The sequence below is a fragment of the Tistrella mobilis genome, assembly GCF_039634785.1.
Lineage (GTDB): Bacteria > Pseudomonadota > Alphaproteobacteria > Tistrellales > Tistrellaceae > Tistrella > Tistrella mobilis.
This window is the reverse complement of the sequence record NZ_JBBIAB010000009.1, coordinates 171,801-192,226: the sequence shown is the minus strand read 5'-3', so window position 1 is coordinate 192,226 and position 20,426 is coordinate 171,801. Positions and strand designations below refer to the sequence as shown.

Here is a 20,426-nt window from a genome sequence, read left to right as displayed (position 1 = left end):
CCCGGCATGTGGTCAGCCGTGCCCGTGCACCTCGCGGGTCAGCGCCAGCCAGGCCCGCGCCGCATGGGAGAGATAGCCGCCACGGCGCCAGATCAGGGCCATATGCCACTGCGCTTCCGGATCGTCGAGCGGCACCAGACGCACCGCCGCATGACGGCGCTGCTCGGCGATCATCCGCGGCAGAAAGGCGATGCCGAGGCCGGCCGCCGCCAGTTCGACGATGAAATCGATCTGGCCGCTGCGCGCGGCGATGTTGGGGCGGAAGCCATGGCGACGGCAGGCATCCAGAATGATCTTGTTCAGCGCAAAGCCGCTTTCGAACAGGATCAGCGGGTGCTCGGCCAGCATCGGCAGATCGATCTTCGGGGCATCGGCCAGCGGATGGTCGAGGGCGAGCAGCGCCGTCAGGGGCTCGGCGCGGATGGCCTGCCAGTCGAATTCTTCCGAGACCGGCAGCAGGGACGCCGCCATGTCGACCTCACCCGCCAGCAGCACCTCTTCCAGCCGCTTGCTGCCATGCTCCACAAGCCCGATGTCGATGCCCGGATAACGGCTGCGAAAGATTGCGAAGAGCGGCGCGAACAGCGTGGCGGAGCCGAGCGGCGGCAGCCCCAGACGGAGCGTGCCGCGCTTCAGCCCGCGCAGCTCGTCCAGTTCGGCGATCATGTCGTCGCGTTCGGCCAGCATCGACAGGGCGCGGCGATAGACGATCCGCCCGGCCTCGGTCAGCTCGCTGCGATGGCCGACCCGGTCGAGCAGCGGCGTGCCCAGATCGTCCTCCAGCTGCCTGACCGCCTTGCTGATGGTCGGCTGGGTGGTGTTCACGACCTTGGCCGCCTGGGAGAAACCTCCCTGGCGGACCACCTCGACGAATGCTCTGAGCGTGCGCAGTTCCATGGGCATTCCTTATACGCATCTTTAAGATGCAATCAATTCATTTTCGCCATGCCGCAATGCAGCATAGACTGTCCCTCGTAAACCCATGGAGGGTCCGTCCCATGCGCCGCCAGCGTCTCGCCGCCGCCATCCGTCATACGCTCCACCGCAACCGTCTGGTGCAGATCACGCTGCTGGCCGGTTTCTGGGCCGTGGGCGAGACCGCGGTGCGCCAACTGGCGCTGCCGGTGCCGGGCGGCATTCTGGGCATGGCCGCGGTGCTGGTCCTGCTCGCCACCCATCGCATCCGGCCCGACAGCCTGGGCCGGGGCGCAAAATGGCTGCTGGCCGAGATGCTGCTGTTCTTCGTGCCCGCGGTGATGGCCGTGCTCGACCATCACGAATTCCTGGGCACGCTGGGCCTGAAGCTGCTGGCCGTGATCATGACCGGCACGCTGATGGTGATGGTGTCGACGGCGCTGACCGTCGAACTCTTCTTTCGCCTGAGGACGCGCCATGACCCTGCCTGAGGATCCGGCGACCCTGCTCTTCTGGCCGGCCGCCACCATCGCCTTCTATATCGGCGCCCGCGCCCTGAACCGCATCCGGCCGCGCTGGTGGAGTTCGCCACTGCTGGTCACCCCCGCCCTGCTGATCCTGCTCGCCACCATCATGCAGGCGGGATATGGCGACTACAACCGCGGCAGCCACTGGCTGACGATCATGGTCGGCCCTGCCACCGTGGCCTTCGCCCTGCCGATCTGGGAACGGCGGGCGGTGATCCGCCGCTACTGGCCGATCCTGACGCTGGGCGTGGTTATCGGCAGCGGGATCGCCATGGCCAGCGCCTGGGGCATGGCCCATCTGCTGGGCCTGTCGGACCAGCTGGCGCGCAGCCTGATGCCGCGCTCGGTGACCATGCCCTTCGCCATGGCGGTGTCCGACGATATCGGCGGCCTGCCCGATCTGACGGCAGTCTTCGTGATCCTGACCGGCGTCTGCGGTGCCGCCATCGGCGAGATCATGCTGACCTGGCTGCCGCTCCGCTCCAGCCTTGCCCGAGGTGCGCTGTTCGGCATGGGCGCCCATGGCGCCGGCGTCGCCAAGGCCCACCAGATCGGCACCGAGGAAGGCTCGATCGCCGGCCTGGTGATGGTGCTGGCAGGATTGTTCAACGTGCTGATGGCACCGGTGCTGGCGGCGATGCTCGCCGCCTGACCACCCGCTGACGCCGGCCCCGGATCAGGGGCCGGTAAAGCTGCGCCGGTTGGCGAGCGAGGGCACCTTGCTGCGCGCCGCCGTCACCGCATCGGTATCCAGATCGGCCAGGATCACGCCTTCGCTCTCCCCATCGGCCTCTGCCACCACCTCGCCCCAGGGCGAGACGATCAGGCTGTGGCCATAGGTGCGGCGGCCGGGATAATGCTCGCCGGCCTGGGCAGGGGCCATCACCCAGCAGCCGGTCTCGATCGCCCGTGCCCGCATCAGCGCATGCCAATGGGCCCGGCCGGTCGGCACCGTGAAGGCGGCAGGAATGGCGAGCACGCTTGCCCCGGCATCGGCCAGCGCCTGATAGAGATGGGGAAAGCGCAGGTCGTAGCAGATGCTGAGCCCCATCCGGCCGGCGGGGGTGTCGATCACCCTGGCCTGATCGCCCGGACGGTAGCGGTCGCTTTCGCGATAGCTCTGGCCGTCGGCCAGATCGCCGACGTCGAAGAGGTGGATCTTGTCGTAACGGGCGACGATCACCCCGTTCTGGTCGAAGACCAGCGTCCGGTTGGCGAGCCGCTCGTCGCCTGCGGCCGGTGCGCCGACCGCGATCGATCCGCAATGCAGCCAGATCCCCGCCTCCCGCGCCATGCGCGCAAAGGCCGCCACCGCCGGATGCTCCGCTTCGGCCAGGGCGGCCGCGCGTTGCTCGGGGCCGGGGGCCAGCATTGCCGACATCTCGGGCAGCATCACCAGCCGCGCGCCCCGGCCTGCCGCATCGGCGACGAAACCCGCGATCCGGTCCAGCCCCGCCGCCATGTCTGGCGTTGCCGTGGTCTGGATGCAGGCGACGCGGGTGATCACGCCGCCCCCAGCATCGGATCCAGCTTGCCGGCACGCTCCAGCGCATAAAGATCGTCACAGCCGCCGACATGGGCACCGTCGATGAAGATCTGCGGCACGCTGGTCCGCCCGCCGGCCTTCTCGGTCATTTCCGCACGGAGCGACCGGTCGCTGTAGACGTCGATATCGGTGTAGCTCACGCCCTTCCGCTCCAGCAGCGCCTTGGCGCGTGCGCAATAGGGGCAGATCGGCGTCGAATAGATGATGACCTCGGCCACGATGAACCTCGGATCCCTTCGGCTGGTGGACGGGAAGCCCCGGGCGCAGCGGCACCCGCGACCATTGGAAACGTTCCAATGATATAGGGATGATCGCGCCGTCTCAAAGCCTCTCGGATGCCTCTCCCTCGGCCGGCAGCGTTGCAGGATCCACCATGTGTCGGATCCCGTCGCCAGGAGCCGGCACCCGGGCCGCCGCGATGACCACCACGGCGGCGGCCCCGGCACGGATCAGGGCACGGCTGCAGGCCTCGGCCGTGGCGCCGGTGGTCAGCACGTCATCGACCAGCAGCACCCGGGCCCCCGCCAGCCGCGACCGCAAGGCTGTCCCGGCCGGTACCCGCATGGCACCGGCGACGTTGCGGGCCCGTGCCTCGCGCCCCTTGTTGCCCTGGGATGCCGTGAACCGCGCCCGGCGCAGCAGCCTGGGCTCGTGGGCCAGCCCCAGCTCGCCGGCCAGCGCCCGTGCCAGCACGGCGGACTGATTGTCGCGACGCTTCAGCCGTCGGCGCCAGTGCAGCGGCACCGGCACCACCAGATCGACGGGCCCCAACCCCCGCGCCACCGGCGCCATCAGCCGGCCCAGCATCGGCGCCAGATGCCCGGCATCGCCATGCTTCAGCGCCAGCACCAGGCGTTTCGAGGTCCCCTCGTAGATCAGCGGCGCCCGGGCCATGGCAAAGGCCGGGGGCTTCGCCGCACAGCCGCCGCAGACAGCCGGGCCGCCCGGATCCGATGGCAGCGGCACGCCGCAGCGGTCACAGATCGGGCCGGTGACGAAGACCAGCCCGGACCAGCAGGCACCGCACAACCCCGGGCGATCCACCGGTGCACGGCACAACCCGCAGAGCGGCGGCAGGGCCGCATCCAGCAACACCCGCCCGACACCGGCCAGCAGACCGGCCATCCGGCGGACCAGGGCCGCAGCCGGCCGCATGCCGCCATCGACCGCATCCTCGACCACGACGTCACCTCCCCCTGACAATCTGTCGCCATGCGATCATGATGTCCGGGACATGCGCGCGCAAGTCTCATCCGGTACGGGCTGTTGCCGCAGGCGGCCGGCCGTGCCATATAGCGGCCATGACCGATCCCATCCGCCTGTTCGACCGTGCGCTCCTGCGCCGCCGGCGCGATCGCGCCGCCCGCGCCGGCGGCGATCACGGCTTTCTGCTTCGTGAAGTCGCCGAGCGTCTGGCCGAACGGCTGGACGATGTGCTGCGGGATTTCCCGCGGGCGCTGATGATCGGCTCCCGCGACGGTGCCAGCCGCGACATCTTCCAGGGCCGGCGGGGTATCGAGACCCTGATCGGGCTGGACCTCTCGCCGGCCATGGCCGCTGCCGATGCGGGGCCCGTGGTGGTGGCGGATGAAGAACTGCTGCCGATTGCCGACGGCTCGATGGATCTGGTGCTGGGCCTGTTCTCGCTGCACTGGACCAATGATCTGCCGGGCGCGCTGATCCAGATCGAGCGGGCGCTGAAGCCCGACGGGCTGTTTCTGGGCGCGATCGCCGGCGGTTCCAGCCTGAAGGAGCTGCGCGAGGCGCTGACCGCGGCCGAAATCGAGATCGACGGCGGGCTGTCGCCGCGGGTCTCGCCCTTTGCCGAATTGCGCGATGCGGCCGGGCTGATGCAGCGGGCGGGCTTTCAGCTGCCGGTGGTCGATGTCGACACCATCACGCTGACCTATGCCCACCCGCTGAAGCTTCTGGCCGAGCTGCGGATGATCGGCGCCACCAACGTGCTCCACGATCGCCGCCGCGCGCCGCTGAAGCGGGCGACCCTGATGCGGGCGATGGAGATCTATGTGGAGCGCTTCGCCCGCCCCGATGGGCGGGTGCCGGCGACACTGGATCTGATCCACCTCGCCGGCTGGAAGAAAGCGGCCGGCCAGCCGCAGCCGCGTCGCCGCGGCACCGCCGATACGGCAATGAGCGACATGCTGGCGCGGTTGAGGGCAGAGGTACCGGGCGGAGGAGGCGACGCAGGCTGAGGCGTCAGCCGCCGATCATGTCGCGGAGCATCGCGATCAGCGGCAGATCGGCCGGCGGCATCGGATAGTCGCGCAGCTTCGAGATCCGCACCCAGGCGAGTTCCTGGCCTTCGCGCGGGGTGGGCGTACCGCGCCATTGCCGGCAGACATAGACCGGCATCAACAGGTGGAAATCCGGATAGGCGTGGCTCGCGAACGTGGCCGGCGCCAGACACGAGGTGCTGGTGTCGATACCCAGTTCCTCGTGCAGCTCGCGCACCAGCGCCGCCTCGGGCCGCTCCCCCGGGGCCACCTTGCCGCCGGGAAACTCCCAAAGCCCGGCCATCGCCTTGCCCTCGGGACGTTTGGCGATCAGCACCCGGTTGTCGACGTCGAGAAGTGCGACCGCCACAACCAGGAGCAGCTTCGCCGGACCGGCGGGCAAGGCCGGTGCCGCGGCACAGCCATAGAGTTCCTCGTCACCGGCCGTGTCGGTCGCCGCCATGCCGCTCAGCTCCGGTAGTCGGCGTTGATGTCGATATAGCCGTGGGTCAGATCGCAGGTCCAGACCGTGGCCACGCCCTCGCCCACACCGACATCGACCGCGATGTCGATCTCCTGCCCCTTCATATAGCCGGCGACATAGGCCTTCTCGTCATAGTCGGGATGTACCGCGCCGTTCTCGGCGACCAGCACGCCGCCGATATGAATGCGCAGCCGGTCCTCGGCCACCCGTTCACCCGACCGGCCGAGCGCCGCCACGATGCGGCCCCAATTGGCGTCGGAACCGGCAATGGCGGTCTTGACCAGGGGCGAGTTGGCGACGGTCAGGCCGATGCGGCGGGCGGCGCCGTCATCCTCGGCGCCGGTGATCTTGAGGGTGACGAACTTGGTCGCCCCCTCGCCGTCGCGCACCACCTGGCGGGCCAGATCCGACAGCACGGCTTCCAGCGCCTCGGCGAAGGCCGCACCGTCGGCATCCTCTTCGGCCAGCAGGGGGTTGCCCGCAGCGCCGGTCGCGAACAGCATCACGCAGTCATTGGTCGAGGTGTCGCCATCGACCGTGATGGCGTTGAACGAGCGATCGACGCCGCGGGCAAGCAGGCGCTGCGCCAGCGTCGCGCCGATCGCGGCATCGGTGAAGACGAAGCCCAGCATGGTCGCCATGTTGGGGGCGATCATGCCCGAGCCCTTGGCGAAGCCCACCACGGTGACGCTGCGGCCGCCGATGGTGACGGTGGCGGAGGCTCCCTTCGGGAAGGTGTCGGTGGTCATGATCGACTTCGCGGCCGGCGCCCAGGCATCGGCCGCATCGCTGGCCCGGCCCGACAGATCGGCCATCATGTCGACGATCGGCTTCGGGTCGAGCGGCACGCCGATCACGCCGGTCGAGGCCACGAAGACCTCTTCGCGGGCACAACCCAGAACGGCTGCGGCACCATCGACCTCGGCTGCAACCGCACGGGCGCCGGTCGGGCCGGTGAAGGCATTGGCATTGCCGGCATTCACCACCAGCGCCCGGGCACGGCCGCCGGCCAGCGCCGTTTCGCACCAGCGCACCGGTGCTGCACGGGTGGCCGAGGTGGTGAAGCACCCGGCCACGACGGTGCCGGGGGCGAATTCCGCCCAGAGCAGGTCGTCGCGGCCCTTGTAGCGCAGACCGGTCATGCCGGTGGCGAGACGGACCCCCGCAACCTGGGGCAGATCGGGGAAGGCGGCAGGGGCCAGCGGCGACGTCTTGGCGCTCATGGGCAATCTCTCCGGACGGTATGACGGCGGAGGATGATGTCATCCCCCGCCGTGTGGATCGGCAGACTGAAGATGGCCCGCGTCAGCCCTGGGGCTTCGCGGCCGGGGTCTGGGCGGCGGGCGCCTCGGATGCGGGCGCTCCGGCGGCCGGGGCGGCAGCCGCGGGGGCCGCTTCCTCGACACGCTCGATCTTCGCATCCTTGCGCAGCGCCTCGAGCGTCTGATCGACGGTCTTGCGCTGCAGCTCCATCTCCAGCTCCTGCTTCTTCTCGTCGAAGGCGGGAACCGGCTGCTTGCGGCGCTCTTCCAGCTTGATCACGTGCCAGCCGAACTGGGTCTGGACCGGATCCGAAATCTCGCCGGGCTTCATCGCGAAGGCCGCATCGGCGAAGGGCTTCACCATCCGGTCGGCGGTGAAGAAGCCCAGATCGCCACCATTGGCGGCACCGGGATCCGTCGACTTCTCGGACGCGAGCTTGGCGAAATCCGCACCCTTGTCGAGCTCGGCCTTGATCGCCTTGGCTTCGTCTTCGGTCGCCACCAGGATATGGCGGGCGTGGACCTCGTCCTCGGGCTGGAAGTCCTTCTTGAAGGCCTCATACTCGGCCTTCAGCGCATCCTCGGTGACCGCGTCGTCGATCAGCTTGGTCAGATAGGATTCGGTCAGCACCCGGTCGGCGGCACGCTGGATGCGGGTCTTGACCTCGGCATCCTCTTCCAGACCCTGCTTGCGGGCGGCTTCGACCATCAGCCGGCTGCTGATCACATTGTCGAGCAGCGTATCGTAAAGCTGCGCGAAGGGCAGCGAACGGTAGGGCGGCGGCAGGGTTTCGTACGCCGCGACCACGTCCGAGCGATGGATCTCGGCCCCGTCGACGAGGGCAACCACCGGATCGTCGGCTGCGGGCTTCGCCTCTTCGGCGCGCAGCGCCGAAACATGGGTGACCGAGGCGAGAAGCAGGGCGGCGAGGGCGGCGGTGATCGGCCGGCGCGCGCTGCGGATGAGCATGCGGACAGTCTCCCTAAGGGTCGGTCGGGGCGCGGGGATCGGGCAGAGGTCGCCGGCCCGTCAGGACGCCTGCCGACGACTTCGCCGCCAGCAGATCAGGACGCTCATGATGCACAGGCCCACGCTGATCACAAGTGCCGAAAACCCATGACCTTGCAAGCGTGCAGCGCCATCGGCGGCGAAGCGCGGGCCGGGAACCCCGCGTGATTGACAGGGCACCCACGACCCCTTATTTGAGGAACGTCCGTGGAGGCGGGTTCCGCTCGCATCCATGGTCTGTCGCGCGCATGATGACGTCGCCGTCCGCACCCCGCATGCTCCGGTCCGGACGGTCTCGCGTGTTTCGTGGAGCAGGTCAGGGGATTACATGTTCGGCGCTCTTGCCCGGCGGGTTTTCGGAACCGCCAACGATCGGACGGTGAAGTCGCTCCAGCGGGCGGTGCAGGCCATCAACGCCAAGGAGCCCGAGGTTCAGGCCCTCGACGATGAGGCGCTGCGCGCACGCACCGACCAGTTCCGCGAGCGTCTCGCCAAGGGTGAGACGCTCGACTCCATTCTGGTGGACGCTTTTGCAACCGTGCGCGAGGCCGCGCGGCGGGTTCTGGGTCAGCGGCATTTCGACGTCCAGCTGATCGGCGGCATGGTTCTGCACCAGGGCAAGATCGCCGAGATGAAGACCGGCGAAGGCAAGACCCTGGTCTCGACGCTCGCCGCCTATCTGAACGCGATCGAGGGCAAGGGCGTCCACGTCGTGACGGTGAACGACTATCTGGCCCGGCGCGACTCGCACTGGATGGGTCAGGTCCATCGTTTCCTCGGCCTGACGGTCGGCGTGATCCTGCCCGGCATGGACGACCATTCCCGCCGCCTCGCCTATGCCGCGGACATCACCTACGGCACCAATAACGAGTTCGGCTTCGACTATCTGCGCGACAACATGAAGTACGGTCTGGAGCAGATGGTCCAGCGGCCGTTCAACTTCGCGGTCGTCGACGAGGTCGACAGCATCCTGATCGACGAAGCGCGCACGCCGCTGATCATCTCGGGCCCCACCGAGGACAATTCCGACCTGTACCGCCTGGTCGACACCTTCATCCCCGGCCTGGGCGAGGAAGATTTCGAGAAGGACGAGAAGCAGCGCACGGTGATCCTGACCGAAGCCGGCCAGGAGCGGATCGAGAACGGGCTGCGCGAGGCCGGGCTGATCCAGGGCGGGCTCTACGACGTCGAGAACGTCGCCATCGTCCATCACGTGAACCAGGCGCTGCGCGCCCACAAGCTGTTCACCCGGGACGTGGACTACATCGTCAAGGATGACAAGGTCATCATCATCGACGAGTTCACCGGCCGCATGATGGACGGACGCCGCTATTCCGAAGGGCTGCATCAGGCCCTCGAGGCGAAAGAGCGGGTGACGATCCAGAACGAGAACCAGACGCTCGCGTCGATCACCTTCCAGAACTATTTCCGCCTCTACCCGAAGCTGTCCGGCATGACCGGCACGGCGCTGACCGAAGCGGGCGAGTTCGGCGAGATCTACAAGCTCGAAGTCGTCGCCATCCCGACCAACCGGCCGGTGCAGCGCAAGGATGCCGACGACGAGGTCTACCGGACCGAGCGCGAGAAGATCCAGGCGATCGTCACCGAGGTGAAGCAGGCCTCGGCCAAGGGCCAGCCGGTGCTGATCGGCACGGTGTCGATCGAGAAGTCCGAGCTGATCTCGCGGCTGTTCACCGAGGCGGGCGTGCCCCACCAGGTGCTGAATGCCCGCTATCACGAGCAGGAAGCCCAGATCGTCGCCCAGGCCGGCCGGCCGGGTGCCGTGACCATCGCGACCAACATGGCCGGCCGCGGCACCGACATCCAGCTCGGCGGCAATCTCGAAATGCGGGTGGAGGTCGAACTGGCCGACGTCACCGACGAGGCCGAACGTACCCGCCGCACCGCCGAGATCGCAGCCCAGCTCGAAGAGGCCAAGGCGAAGGTGATGGCGGCCGGCGGCCTCTACGTCATCGGCTCGGAGCGCCATGAAAGCCGGCGCATCGACAACCAGCTCCGCGGCCGCTCGGGCCGTCAGGGCGATCCGGGTGCCTCGAAGTTCTTCGTCTCGCTCGAAGACGACCTGATGCGCATCTTCGGCTCGGAGCGCATCGACGGCATGCTGAAGCGCCTGGGTCTGGAAGAGGGTGAGGCGATCACCCATCCCTGGATCAACAAGGCGCTCGAAAAGGCCCAGCAGAAGGTCGAAGCCCGCAATTTCGACATCCGCAAGAACCTGCTGCGCTATGACGACGTGATGAACGACCAGCGCAAGGTCGTCTACGAGCAGCGTCGCGAGATGATGAATGCCGAGCGCGTCGACGATACCGTGCTGTCGATGCGCCACGAGGTCATCGGCGAGATTGTCTCGGAATACGCGCCCGAGAAGTCGTATCCCGAGCAGTGGAATGTAGACGAGCTGGCCGAACGCTGCCGCAAGGTGCTGGCGGTCGAGCTGCCGATCAAGGACTGGGCGGCCGAGGAAGGCATCGACCCCGACATTCTGCGCGAGCGGATCACCGAGGCGTCGGATGCGGTGATGGCGCAGAAGATCGAGGCCTATGGCGCCGAGACCATGCACCGGGTCGAGAAGAGCCTGCTGCTCCAGATCATCGACCACCATTGGAAGGAGCATCTGCTCCAGCTGGACTATCTCCGCCAGGGCATCGTGCTGCGCGCCTATGCGCAGAAGGATCCGCTGAACGAGTACAAGCGCGAGGCCTTCTCGCTGTTCGAGGCGATGCTCGATCGCATGCGCGAGACCGTGACCCAGGTGCTGTCGCATCTGGAGATCCGCATGGCCGGCACCCCCCAGCCGCAGGAAGCCGAGCGGCCGATGCAGCCGACCACCGAGAGCCTGCCGGGCCCGGCAGCCGTGACCGATGCCCCGGGCGAGGACGCGCCGCCGGAGGCCCTGCCCGCCGGCTGGGAGCGCACGCCCCGCAACAGCAACTGCCCCTGCGGCTCCGGCAAGAAGTTCAAGCACTGCCACGGCCGGCTGGTCTGAGACCAGCCCGCCTGCGACGCTCCGCCGGACGCCCGCGGCATCAGCGATGCCGCGGGCGTTTGCGTTGAAAGAGCCGCCCGTCCACCGGCGAGGCCGAGCAGCAGCGCCCAGGCCCTGCCATCGAGTATGGGGGGAGCGGAAGACACAGGGCGCGCGCACCTAGGCGATGGTTAGAACCACCGCAAGATGTCACCCGCAATCGCGGCCGCCGCCATCCGTGGGCGGACGGCACATCCGACGGAGCCGGATCAGGCGTCGAAGCGCCAGACCGCGTCCGCCGCGCCCGGCGCGAGGGCAAACGGGTCCTCTGCAGATCCGGTCATCAGAACCGCGGTGTCATGGATGCCGAGATCGGCCAGCTGATGGGGCGTGCCGTTACCGAAGGCCATGTGACCACGCCCGATGATGCCGAGCACCACCGCCGGCGGTTCCGCATCCGTCAGGGCCCGCGCGATGCCGCAGGCAAAGGCCCGGTCCCAGACCTGCTGGGCCATGACGAAGCGATCGAAGCGCCGGGCGGCTTCGGGATCCCCGGCCGGATCGGCCATGGCACGAGCGGTCATGGCGGCGAGCTGGCGCCGATAGGCGTCGGAGGCCGGTGCCGGACGGGAAATGCCTTCGGCCGCGGCGCGCTCTGCCGCGGCATCCCATCCCTCGCGCCCCACCTGCCGGACCAGATCACGCGGGCAGTTGAGCGCCAGCATCCTGACACCCGGCCGGCGGCAGAAGCGGATCAGCGGCAGATAGAGTTCCGGATCGAACCCCCAGACCGCTTTCCAGTCCACCGCCTCGAGAAAGGCCTCGAGGCTGGGGATCGCCCCGCGCGTCCAGGCATCGAGCACGGGCTGGACGCGGGTCGGAAACATCTCGAACCCGACCGCCATCCGGCCGGCACGATCACAGCCATGGCGATCGTGGAGCAGGCGGGCGACATAGGCCTGCCAGTGATGGATGGCGGGGTCGTCATGACGCTCCCCGGCAAGCACCACCCTCACCCGCCCGATCCGGTCGAGCAGGGTGGCTTCGCCCAGCGGCGCGCCGGTCGCGGGATCGACCCAGTCGCCGGGGACCAGACGCGTGCTCAATCGAGATCGCGGCCCATGGCGATGAACTTGTCGCGGCGCAGATTGCGCAGCTCGTCGCCGCTCTTCGTCTCCAGATCGGCAAGCGCCGCCTCGATCGCACGGCCGACGGTGGCCATGGCCGCGGCCGGGTCGCGATGGGCACCGCCCATCGGCTCGTCGATGATCTGGTCGATCAGCTTCAGGCGGAACAGGTCCTGTGCGGTGAGCTTCAGCGCCTCGGCGGCATCCTTGGCATTCTCGCCCGAGCGCCAGAGGATCGAGGCGCAACCCTCGGGGCTGATCACCGAATAGATCGAATGCTCCAGCATCATGACCTTGTTGGCAGCCGCAAGCGCGATCGCCCCGCCACTGCCGCCCTCGCCGATCACCACAGCAATCGCCGGCACCCGCAGATCCAGGCCGACCTCGATCGAGCGGGCAATCGCCTCTGCCTGGCCGCGCTCTTCGGCACCGACACCCGGATAGGCACCGGCGGTATCGACGAAGGTCACCACCGGCAGGCCGAAGCGGTCGGCCATGCGCATCAGGCGCTGGGCCTTGCGATAGCCCTCGGGGCGGGCCATGCCGAAATTGTGGCGCACGCGGCTTTCGACGTCATGGCCCTTTTCCTGGCCGATGACCATCACCGCCCGCTCGCCGATCCGGCCGAGGCCGCCGATCACCGCCTGGTCCTCGCCGAAAACCCGGTCACCCGCCAGCGGGGTGAAATCGGTCACCAGCGCCTTGAGGTAGTGGCTGAAATGCGGCCGCTCCGGATGGCGGGCAACCTGGGTCTTCTGCCAGGGCGAGAGCTTGGCATAGATCTGGCGCAGCAGCCGGTCGACCTTGGTCTCGAGCTTGCCGACCTCCTCGACGATATTGACCCCGGTCTCGCCCGACAGGTGGCGAAGTTCCTTGATCTTCCCCTCGAGTTCCGCGATCGGCTTCTCGAAATCCAGGAAATGGTTCATGGAGGGCTCTCGGCTGATGGCTGGGACGTCGCGGCCATACATGCCCCCTCGAAACCGGGGCGGCAAGGGTTGAGACGGCCGGAAATGACGGTTTTCCCGATGTCGGGCCGCACCTTAGCCCAAAAAAAACGGCGGTGCCAGATCCGGCACCGCCGCAGAAGCCCGGCCCCGGGGCCGGCAGAGGCTCAGCGCCCGGCGATCTGGTCGGCCTTGGCGACGATGCCCTGGGCCTGGCGGATCGAGGCGATGTCGATCAGCTTGCCGTCGAGGGTGACCGCTCCGCGGCCTTCCTTCTGGGCCTGCTCCATCGCTTCCAGGATACGGCGGGCCTTGGTGACGTCCTTCTCCGACGGCGACATCACCTCGTTGGCGATGTCGACCTGCGACGGATGGATCGCCCACTTGCCCTCGCAGCCGAGCGCCGCCGACCGCAGCGCCTGGGCACGATAACCGTCCGGGTCCGAGATGTCGCCGAAGGGGCCGTCGATCGGGCGCAGACCATTGGCGCGGGCCGCGACGACCATGCGCGACAGGGCGTAATGCCACTGATCGCCCCAGTGATAATCGCGCTTGCCCGAAGCGTCGGCCTCGGTCAGCACGCCGTATTCGGCGTTGGCGCCGCCGATATTGGTGGTGCGGGCACGGGTCGAGGCGGAGTAGTCGGCCACGCCGAAATGCAGCGACTCAAGGCGCGGGCTGGCCTTGGCGATCTCGTTGATGTTCGCCATGCCGAGCGCGGTCTCGATGATCAGCTCGAAACCGATGCGGTGCTTGATGCCCTTGGCCTGCTCGATCTGGGTAACCAGCATGTCCAGCGCATAGACGTCGCCGGCGGTGCCGATCTTCGGGATCATGATCAGGTCGAGGTTGTGGCCCGCCTGCTCCACCACGTCGACGACGTCACGATACATGTAATGCGTATCGAGGCCGTTGATGCGCACGCTCATCGTCTTGCCGTTGCCGCGCCAGTCGATGTCGTTCAGGGCCTGGATGACGTTCTTGCGGGCCTGCTCCTTGTCGTCCGGCGCCACAGCATCTTCCAGGTCGAGGAAGATCACGTCCGAGGGGCCCTTGGCCGCCTTCTCGAAGAATTTCGGGCTCGAACCCGGCACGGCGAGTTCGCTGCGGTTGAGGCGCGGGGTGGCCTCCTTGACGATCGTGAAGCTCATGGGTCTCGCTCTCCGGATGTTCGTGTCCGGGCGCCCGGCTTTTGAGAGGGGAGAAACGCCGCGCCCGTTGTCGCGGTGCACCATAACAAAGCCCCCGGCTGCTCGCAAGAAAATGGAAGACCTTTCCATCCTATGGAAAACGCCGCGGAAGCATGGTATGGCTAGCCCATGACCACGCCCCCTTCTTCCACCTCGGCCGCAGGCACCCCTTCGGCACCGGGCCCCGACGGCGCCGGTACCGCCGGCGGCGTGCAGGCCGTGCTCCGCGCGCTGGACCTGATGGCGGTGCTCACCGCGATGCCCGACGGCATCGGGCTGTCGGATGCCGCACGCCGTGCGGGTCTTGCCGCCTCCACCGCCCACCGGCTGCTGAACACGCTGGCCAATCGCGGCTGGGCGCGGTTCGACAGCGGCACCGGCCTCTGGCAGGTCGGTCCCGAAGCCTTCGTCACCGGCCAGGCCTTCGATCCCGCCCGCCATCTGGTCCAGACTGCCCGGCCGGTGATGCAGCGGCTGATGGAGCGGTCGGGCGAGACCGTGAACCTCGCGATCCGTTCGGATGACCGGATGCTCTATCTGGCCCAGGTCGAATGTGCCGAGATGATGCGCGCCTTCGCCCGGCCGGGCGCGCGGGTGCCGATGGTCTCGACCGGCGTCGGCAAGGCCCTGCTCGCGGCCGGTTCCCTCCCCGCCCCCGCCGGGACGGAGACGATCGCGTCGGAGCTGGACCGGATCCGCAGCCAGGGCTGGGCGCTCGACGACGAGGAACAATCGGTGGGCCTGCGCTGCGTGGCCGCGGCCATCCCGGCCGGCCGTGCCGGCGGAAGCCCCCGGGCCGCCATCTCGATCAGCGGGCCGACGGCGCGCATCTCGGACGACCGGCTGGCCCTGCTGGGGCGCATGGTCGGCGACGCGGCCGCAGAAATCGGGCGGGCGCTCTAGCCGGCCAGATCAGCGGTCGACAGCGGATGCGCCCGTTCGATCGCCCGGCGCAGATCGGCATCCAGCACATGGGTATAGATCTGGGTGGTGGTGATGTCGGCATGGCCGAGCAGCTGCTGCACCACCCGGAGGTCGGCCCCGCCCGACAGCAGATGGCTTGCGAAAGCATGGCGAAGCACATGGGGGGAGACCCGCGCCGGATCCAGCCCGGCGCCGAGCGCCAGAAGCTTCAGCAGCTGCCCCACCCGCTGACGGGTGAGATGGCCTTCTGCGGCACGTGACGGGAACAGAAAGCCCTGGGCCGTGCGGTCCGGCGGCAGGAAGCTGCCCCGCACCTCGAGATAGGCCCGTGCCGCCGCCCTGGCCGGCGCACCGAGCGGCACCAGCCGGTCGCGGCCGCCCTTGCCGCGCACCATCAGCACCTGCGGATCGCGGGCAAGCGCCGCGGCCGGCAGGGTCACCAGCTCCGTGACCCGCAGGCCCGAGGCGTAGAGCAGTTCCACGATCGCCGCCAGCCGGCGACCGTCGGGGCCGGGCATGGCATGGGCCGCCGCGATCAGCCGGTCGACCTCGTCTTCCGACAGCAGTTTGGGCAGCGGCCGGCGCCGGCGCGGCGCATCCAGCCGATCGGTCGGCTGATCGGGACGGCGGCCCTCGCTCGCCAGAAAACGGAAAAAGCGGCGCAGGGCCGACAGCCGCCGTGCCTGGGTCTCGGCCGTCAGCCCGCGCGCCTCCAGCACCGCCAGATAGCGGGCAAGCGCATCGGCCGCGGCGGTGACCAGCCCGCCATCCGCACTTAGGGCCCGGGCGGCATCGTCCAGATCCGTGGCATAGGCGACGAGGGTGTTGTCGGCAAGCCCACCCTCTGCCCCCAGCATTTCAAGGAAGGCCTCGATCGCGCGCCGGTCGGCAGGCAGCGGCTCGGGTGGCGGCATCTCCGATGTCTCAGACACCCGGCGCCAACCCCGAAACCACGCCGGCCGCGATCATCATCTCGACCGCAAGCCGGCGGGACTCGTCGTCGAAACCTGCAAGGCGGAAACCTTCCAGTGCCGTGGCAAGGCCGATCGCGCCGATCTCGGGCCGGGCTTCAAGCAGAACCAGCGACAGCGCCGCCGTCTCCCCCAGCCGGCCGGCATCGGCCGCCGCCCGGAGGGCGAACCAGACGGCCGGCACCGGTGCCACGGCATCCTCTACGGCTGGCGCCGCCGGATCGGGGGATGGCAGGGCCTCGGGCGAGAACAGGCCGATCGCGGCGGTCGCCACTTCCCGCGCCGGCCCGGCAAGCCCGGCGAGCCAGGTGCCGATATCCACCGTGCGCGCCTCGCGACCGAGCACCGCCGACGGCTCCTGAAAGGCGACGAGCGACAGCGCCGTCAGCTCCGGATCGGCCGCGATCGCCGTGCTCAGCGCGTCCGGGCGGTTTTCCGGAACCCCCAGCATCGCCGCAGCGGCATCGACCGCCCCGCCGGCGATCGCGATCCGCGCAGCCATGATACGGCTGTCCGGGTCGAGCCCGCGAATGGCCGCAGGGTCGAGCAGCGGCGCCACGGCCGCGGCCGCAGTGGCCGTCAGCAGCGGGTCGGCCTCTGCCGCCGCCTTGACCAGGGTGGCGACGCCATAGAGCCGCGCGCCCGGATTGCGTTCGGCAGCCGCCGTTGCGAACAGCCGTGCCCGGCGCCGCTCGGGCCGGGATTCGCCCGCCCGGCCATTGCCCGACAGGGCGGCACTGCGCTCGGCCGCCGCTGCCGCCAGCCAGGCACCGGCCAGACGTTCACCGGCGAGCAGGCCGCGCGTGGCGGCCGCTTCGGCCAGCACCAGGCGATGGAACGGCGTGATCGCGCCGCTCATCACCAGCCGCGACAGCCCGGCGTCATTCAGGCCGGCGGCAAACTCGGTCACGGCGTCGGCCGTCGCCTCTGGCTCGATGCCCCGCCGGGCAAGCACCGCCAGATCGGCCGCCGTCAGGACCGCCGGATCCAGACCGTCGATCGCAACCGGCCCGGGGGCGGCGGCCGCACGGGCAATCACACCTGCAACCGGCTGTCCGATCGACACCAGTTCGGCCGTGGCCGTGCCGTCGGCAGCCGCAAACAGACGGCAGGCCAGAACATCCGCTGCGGCGGGTGCCGCCTCCGTCCCCGTGGCCGTGCCCGAGGGCCCGGGAAGGGCCGCGGCACAGGCACGCTGTTCTTCGCCCGACAGGAACAGGGCATCGGAGGATGGCCGACGACCGGCCTCGTCGGCCACGTCGACCGCGGCCGCAGGGTCGCCCAGCATGAGCAGCGCCGTCGCCCGGCGATCGGCAAAGGCGCCGGCATCCTCTCCGGCCGGCGCCGGACCGTCGGTGGCGAGCAGATCGCGCAGCATCTCGCGCGCCGTCGGCCAGGGTGCGGTACCGCCAAGCGCCGCAAGGGCGGCATCGATCCGTGCCGCCGTACTGCCCTGCCAGAGATCTGCCGGCACATCCTCTGCATCCGATGCCGCCGCCTCGTCCTCCGTCACCTGAGGCGGGGGCGGAGGAGGCGGGGGCGGAGGAGGGGGCGGCGGCGGCGGAGGAGGGGGCGGCGGCGGAGGAGGAGGCGGCGGTGGAGGAGGCGGCGGCGGAGGAGGCGGCGGTGCCGGCCGCAGCTGATCGGGCGTCACCTGGATCCGCGGTGCCGTCGGTGGTGGCGGCGGCGGCGTCAGGCGCGGCGCCGGCTGGACAGGCGGACGGACCTGAACCCCCGGCGCCGGAACGACGGAGCGCGGCCGCAGCTCTTCCGCCTGCGGCTCGTCGGGCACAAGCCGGAGAGGCTGGGCCATGGCCGAGGCGGAGGCTGCCGCCAGCACCAGCGCCAGCACGACACCGAGCGGCCGCCCGGCCGATGCGCTCACCGGCGGGCGTCGTCGTGTCGGATCGCTCCGGTCAGCGGAGCAGTTTGTCATTGGGCACGACCTTCTCGACCGTGCGCACCGGCGCCGGCATGTCGAAGGTCATGAGGAAGGCCCCGCCGCCCAGAACGGCAACGAGGAGAATGATCAGGATAAAGCGGATCAGCACGCCTGCGCCTCGCATCGGGGGTTCGCAACTGCCGGAAACATCGGTGGTCCTCCGGCCTGCACGATTGCCGCGACTGCCGGACCTGTGCTTTATTTCTGGCCGGGTCGGGCGCCGTCGCCCGAAGCCTATCGGTTCGGTCGGATGGTTTCAACGGTTGCGCACCGCACCATTCGCCGCACGCCGGTCTGTCGCTCCCGTTCCAGGGGCTGCGGCACCGGGCCCGCATCCGGGGGACGGCCCCGCCACAGCAGAGTCCGGTTCACCGCTTTGACCGACGACGACCAGCCATCCGCCATCGACAGCCCGAGACCGGCAGACGATGCCGCCGGCGATGATGCGACAGGAACCGCCCCGGCCTTTGATCGCCGGATGATCGACCGCTCCATCGTCCTGGTCGGGTTGATGGGCGTGGGCAAGAGCAGTGTCGGCCGCAGGCTCGCCCAGCGTCTCGGCATCGATTTCGTCGACGCCGACACCGAGATCGAAAAGGCCGCCGGCCTGCCGGTGCCCGAGATTTTCCGCCTGTATGGCGAGGCCGAATTCCGGCGCGGAGAGCGCAGGGTGCTCGCCCGCCTTCTGGAAGAGCGCCCGCGGGTGATCGCAACCGGCGGCGGCGCCTTCATGGACCCTGAAACCCGTGCCGCCATCGCCCGCGACGGCATCTCGGTCTGGCTGAAGGCCGAACTGCCGGTGATTGCCCGCCGCGTGCTCAAGCGCCGCCACACCCGGCCGCTGATCGCCGAAGGCGATGCCATGGCGACACTGGAACGGCTGATCAGAGAACGCCACCCGGTCTATGCCGAGGCCGATCTGACGGTGGAGAGCACCGAGGCCCCGCATGAAGTGGCGGTGGATGCGATCATCTCGGCCCTTGCCGCCGAATGGCCCGCTCTTTCAGCAACCCGCCCGCGGCGGCCGGCATGACGCCCCGTCGCCCCGGTTCTCCTCGCCCGCCCTGCCCCGTTCCCGCGCCCGCTCCGGAGCCCGCCAGACGATGACCGCCCAGACCGCCACGCCCCTCCCCGACACCAGAAACCGGCTGTCCGATGACGGGGAACTGGTGACCCTGCCCGGCGTCGCGGCCCCCGCGCGGCGGGTCCGGGTGCCGCTGGATGATCGCGCCTACGACATTCTGGTCGGCGACGGCCTGCTGCCGGTGACCGGCCGGCTGATCCGCGAGACCATGGGCGTGCGCCGGGCAGCGGTGGTGACCGACGAGACCGTGGCCGGCCACCATCTGGCCGTGCTGTCCCGCGCCCTCGACGATGCCGGGATCGCCCATGGCACCATCATCCTGCCGCCGGGCGAGGGCACCAAGCGCTTCGGGTCGCTGGAGACCCTGCTCGACGGCCTGCTCGCCTCGGGCATCGAACGCGGCCAGCCGGTGATCGCCCTCGGCGGCGGTGTCGTCGGCGATCTTGCCGGTTTCGCGGCCGCGGTGCTGCGGCGGGGCACCCGCTTCGTTCAGGTGCCGACCACCCTGCTCGCCCAGGTCGACAGCTCGGTCGGCGGCAAGACCGGCATCAACACCAGCCATGGCAAGAACCTGGTCGGCGCCTTCCACCAGCCCGGGCTGGTGGTCGCCGATACCGGCCTTCTGTCCACCCTGCCGCGGCGGGAACTGCTGGCCGGCTATGCCGAAGTGGTCAAATACGGTGCCATCGACGACGCCCCGTTTTTCGACTGGCTGGAACGGCGCGGGGCCGAGGTGATTGCAGGCGCCGGATCGGCGCGCGACCAGGCCGTGGCGCGCTCCTGCGCCGCCAAGGCCCGGATCGTGGCCGCCGACGAGACCGAGACCGGCCAGCGCGCGCTCCTGAACCTGGGTCATACCTTCGGCCATGCCTTCGAAGCGATGGCCGGCTATGACGGCCGTCTGCTTCATGGCGAAGGGGTGGCCATCGGCATGGTCGCCGCCTTCCGCCTGTCGGTGCGCCGCGGCCTGTGCCCGATGGCCGATCTGGAGCGGCTGACCGCCCATCTGGCGGCGGTCGGCCTGCCGACCCGCCCGCAGGATGTGGCCGGCGTCGACTGGACCGTGGACGGGCTGATGGCCCCGATCGCCCAGGACAAGAAGGCCCGCGAAGGCCGGGTCCGCTACATCCTGGCCCGCGGCATCGGCGGCTCGTTCATTGCCGATGATGTCGCCCCCGCCGAAGTGGCCGCCCTGCTCGACGATATCCTGGCCGGTCGCCCCGAGGGCCCGGCCGTTCCCGCCGGCTGATACCGGCCCAATCCGATCGGGAGAGAGAC

At 69.5% G+C, this 20,426-nt stretch carries 20 protein-coding genes; 7 read left to right on the top strand and 13 right to left on the bottom strand.

Features of this window, described 5'->3' with window-relative positions:
- Window positions 1-12: 12 nt before the first annotated feature.
- Window positions 13-897, bottom strand: a complete 885-nt coding sequence (locus tag WI697_RS15325; protein WP_298653468.1) for a LysR family transcriptional regulator — start codon at window positions 895-897, stop codon at window positions 13-15.
- 101 nt (window positions 898-998) lie between these two features.
- Here WI697_RS15325 and WI697_RS15320 point away from each other — a divergent pair, with 101 nt between their 5' ends.
- Both WI697_RS15320 and WI697_RS15315 read left to right on the top strand, forming a co-directional pair.
- Window positions 999-1,406 (top strand): CidA/LrgA family protein, encoded by a 408-nt coding sequence (locus tag WI697_RS15320; RefSeq protein WP_062768117.1) that lies wholly within the window; start codon window positions 999-1,001, stop codon window positions 1,404-1,406.
- Window positions 1,393-2,094 carry an LrgB family protein gene (locus tag WI697_RS15315; protein WP_062768114.1) on the top strand — a complete coding sequence of 234 codons (702 nt, stop codon included), beginning with the start codon at window positions 1,393-1,395 and terminating at the stop codon, window positions 2,092-2,094. The genes WI697_RS15320 and WI697_RS15315 overlap by 14 nt, the downstream gene beginning before the upstream one ends.
- 24 nt (window positions 2,095-2,118) lie before the next feature.
- Here WI697_RS15315 and WI697_RS15310 read toward each other — a convergent pair whose 3' ends face one another.
- The 3 genes from WI697_RS15310 to WI697_RS15300 form a co-directional block, all read right to left on the bottom strand.
- On the bottom strand, window positions 2,119-2,949 hold the full coding sequence (locus tag WI697_RS15310) for a carbon-nitrogen hydrolase family protein (protein ID WP_345959042.1): 831 nt from the start codon (window positions 2,947-2,949) through the stop codon (window positions 2,119-2,121).
- Window positions 2,946-3,206, bottom strand: a complete 261-nt coding sequence (grxC, locus tag WI697_RS15305; RefSeq protein WP_345959041.1) for a glutaredoxin 3 — start codon at window positions 3,204-3,206, stop codon at window positions 2,946-2,948. The genes WI697_RS15310 and grxC overlap by 4 nt, the downstream gene beginning before the upstream one ends.
- 103 nt (window positions 3,207-3,309) lie before the next feature.
- Window positions 3,310-4,170, bottom strand: a complete 861-nt coding sequence (locus WI697_RS15300; RefSeq protein WP_345959040.1) for a ComF family protein — start codon at window positions 4,168-4,170, stop codon at window positions 3,310-3,312.
- A gap of 119 nt (window positions 4,171-4,289) precedes the next feature.
- Between WI697_RS15300 and WI697_RS15295 the strand changes: the two genes are divergently transcribed.
- Complete coding sequence (locus WI697_RS15295; protein WP_345959039.1) at window positions 4,290-5,201, top strand: methyltransferase domain-containing protein; 912 nt, start codon at window positions 4,290-4,292, stop codon at window positions 5,199-5,201.
- Window positions 5,202-5,205: 4 nt separating this feature from the next.
- Here the strand turns inward: WI697_RS15295 and mutT are convergent, their stop codons facing one another.
- From mutT to WI697_RS15280, 3 genes are all read right to left on the bottom strand, one after another.
- Complete coding sequence (gene mutT / locus WI697_RS15290; protein WP_296717353.1) at window positions 5,206-5,685, bottom strand: 8-oxo-dGTP diphosphatase MutT; 480 nt, start codon at window positions 5,683-5,685, stop codon at window positions 5,206-5,208.
- 5 nt (window positions 5,686-5,690) lie between these two features.
- Window positions 5,691-6,929: a bifunctional glutamate N-acetyltransferase/amino-acid acetyltransferase ArgJ gene (argJ, locus tag WI697_RS15285; RefSeq protein WP_062761424.1), complete on the bottom strand. Its 1,239-nt coding sequence runs from the start codon at window positions 6,927-6,929 to the stop codon at window positions 5,691-5,693.
- An 82-nt stretch (window positions 6,930-7,011) separates the two neighbouring features.
- Window positions 7,012-7,938: a peptidylprolyl isomerase gene (locus WI697_RS15280; protein ID WP_345959038.1), complete on the bottom strand. Its 927-nt coding sequence runs from the start codon at window positions 7,936-7,938 to the stop codon at window positions 7,012-7,014.
- A gap of 367 nt (window positions 7,939-8,305) precedes the next feature.
- On the opposite strand from WI697_RS15280, the gene secA reads away from it, so the two are divergent.
- Window positions 8,306-10,984 carry a preprotein translocase subunit SecA gene (gene secA / locus WI697_RS15275; protein ID WP_345959037.1) on the top strand — a complete coding sequence of 893 codons (2,679 nt, stop codon included), beginning with the start codon at window positions 8,306-8,308 and terminating at the stop codon, window positions 10,982-10,984.
- Window positions 10,985-11,232: 248 nt separating this feature from the next.
- On the opposite strand, the gene WI697_RS15270 is transcribed toward secA, so the two are convergent.
- The 3 genes from WI697_RS15270 to WI697_RS15260 form a co-directional block, all read right to left on the bottom strand.
- On the bottom strand, window positions 11,233-12,069 hold the full coding sequence (locus tag WI697_RS15270) for a ChaN family lipoprotein (protein WP_345959036.1): 837 nt from the start codon (window positions 12,067-12,069) through the stop codon (window positions 11,233-11,235).
- The gene (locus WI697_RS15265; protein ID WP_014743870.1) at window positions 12,066-13,019 is read right to left on the bottom strand and encodes an acetyl-CoA carboxylase carboxyltransferase subunit alpha; all 954 of its coding nucleotides are present in this window, start codon (window positions 13,017-13,019) and stop codon (window positions 12,066-12,068) included. Before WI697_RS15265 ends, WI697_RS15270 begins: the two co-directional genes overlap by 4 nt.
- Before the next feature lie 185 nt (window positions 13,020-13,204).
- Complete coding sequence (locus WI697_RS15260; protein ID WP_014743869.1) at window positions 13,205-14,188, bottom strand: HpcH/HpaI aldolase/citrate lyase family protein; 984 nt, start codon at window positions 14,186-14,188, stop codon at window positions 13,205-13,207.
- A 168-nt stretch (window positions 14,189-14,356) separates the two neighbouring features.
- On the opposite strand from WI697_RS15260, the gene WI697_RS15255 reads away from it, so the two are divergent.
- Window positions 14,357-15,130, top strand: coding sequence for an IclR family transcriptional regulator (locus WI697_RS15255; RefSeq protein WP_345959035.1), 774 nt, complete (start codon window positions 14,357-14,359; stop codon window positions 15,128-15,130).
- Here the strand turns inward: WI697_RS15255 and WI697_RS15250 are convergent.
- The 3 genes from WI697_RS15250 to WI697_RS15240 all read right to left on the bottom strand — a co-directional run bounded on the left by WI697_RS15250 (window position 15,127) and on the right by WI697_RS15240 (window position 18,173).
- Window positions 15,127-16,065, bottom strand: coding sequence for a tyrosine recombinase (locus WI697_RS15250; protein ID WP_345959034.1), 939 nt, complete (start codon window positions 16,063-16,065; stop codon window positions 15,127-15,129). The genes WI697_RS15255 and WI697_RS15250 overlap by 4 nt on opposite strands.
- A gap of 10 nt (window positions 16,066-16,075) precedes the next feature.
- Window positions 16,076-17,596 (bottom strand): hypothetical protein, encoded by a 1,521-nt coding sequence (locus WI697_RS15245; protein ID WP_345959033.1) that lies wholly within the window; start codon window positions 17,594-17,596, stop codon window positions 16,076-16,078.
- Between the two features lie 442 nt (window positions 17,597-18,038).
- Window positions 18,039-18,173, bottom strand: coding sequence for a hypothetical protein (locus WI697_RS15240; protein ID WP_014743865.1), 135 nt, complete (start codon window positions 18,171-18,173; stop codon window positions 18,039-18,041).
- Window positions 18,174-18,542: 369 nt separating this feature from the next.
- On the opposite strand from WI697_RS15240, the gene WI697_RS15235 reads away from it, so the two are divergent.
- Window positions 18,543-19,097, top strand: coding sequence for a shikimate kinase (locus WI697_RS15235; protein WP_062761173.1), 555 nt, complete (start codon window positions 18,543-18,545; stop codon window positions 19,095-19,097).
- 70 nt (window positions 19,098-19,167) lie between these two features.
- Entirely contained in the window at window positions 19,168-20,397 is a 1,230-nt protein-coding gene (aroB, locus tag WI697_RS15230) for a 3-dehydroquinate synthase (RefSeq protein WP_345959032.1), read from the top strand.
- Window positions 20,398-20,426: the final 29 nt, after the last annotated feature.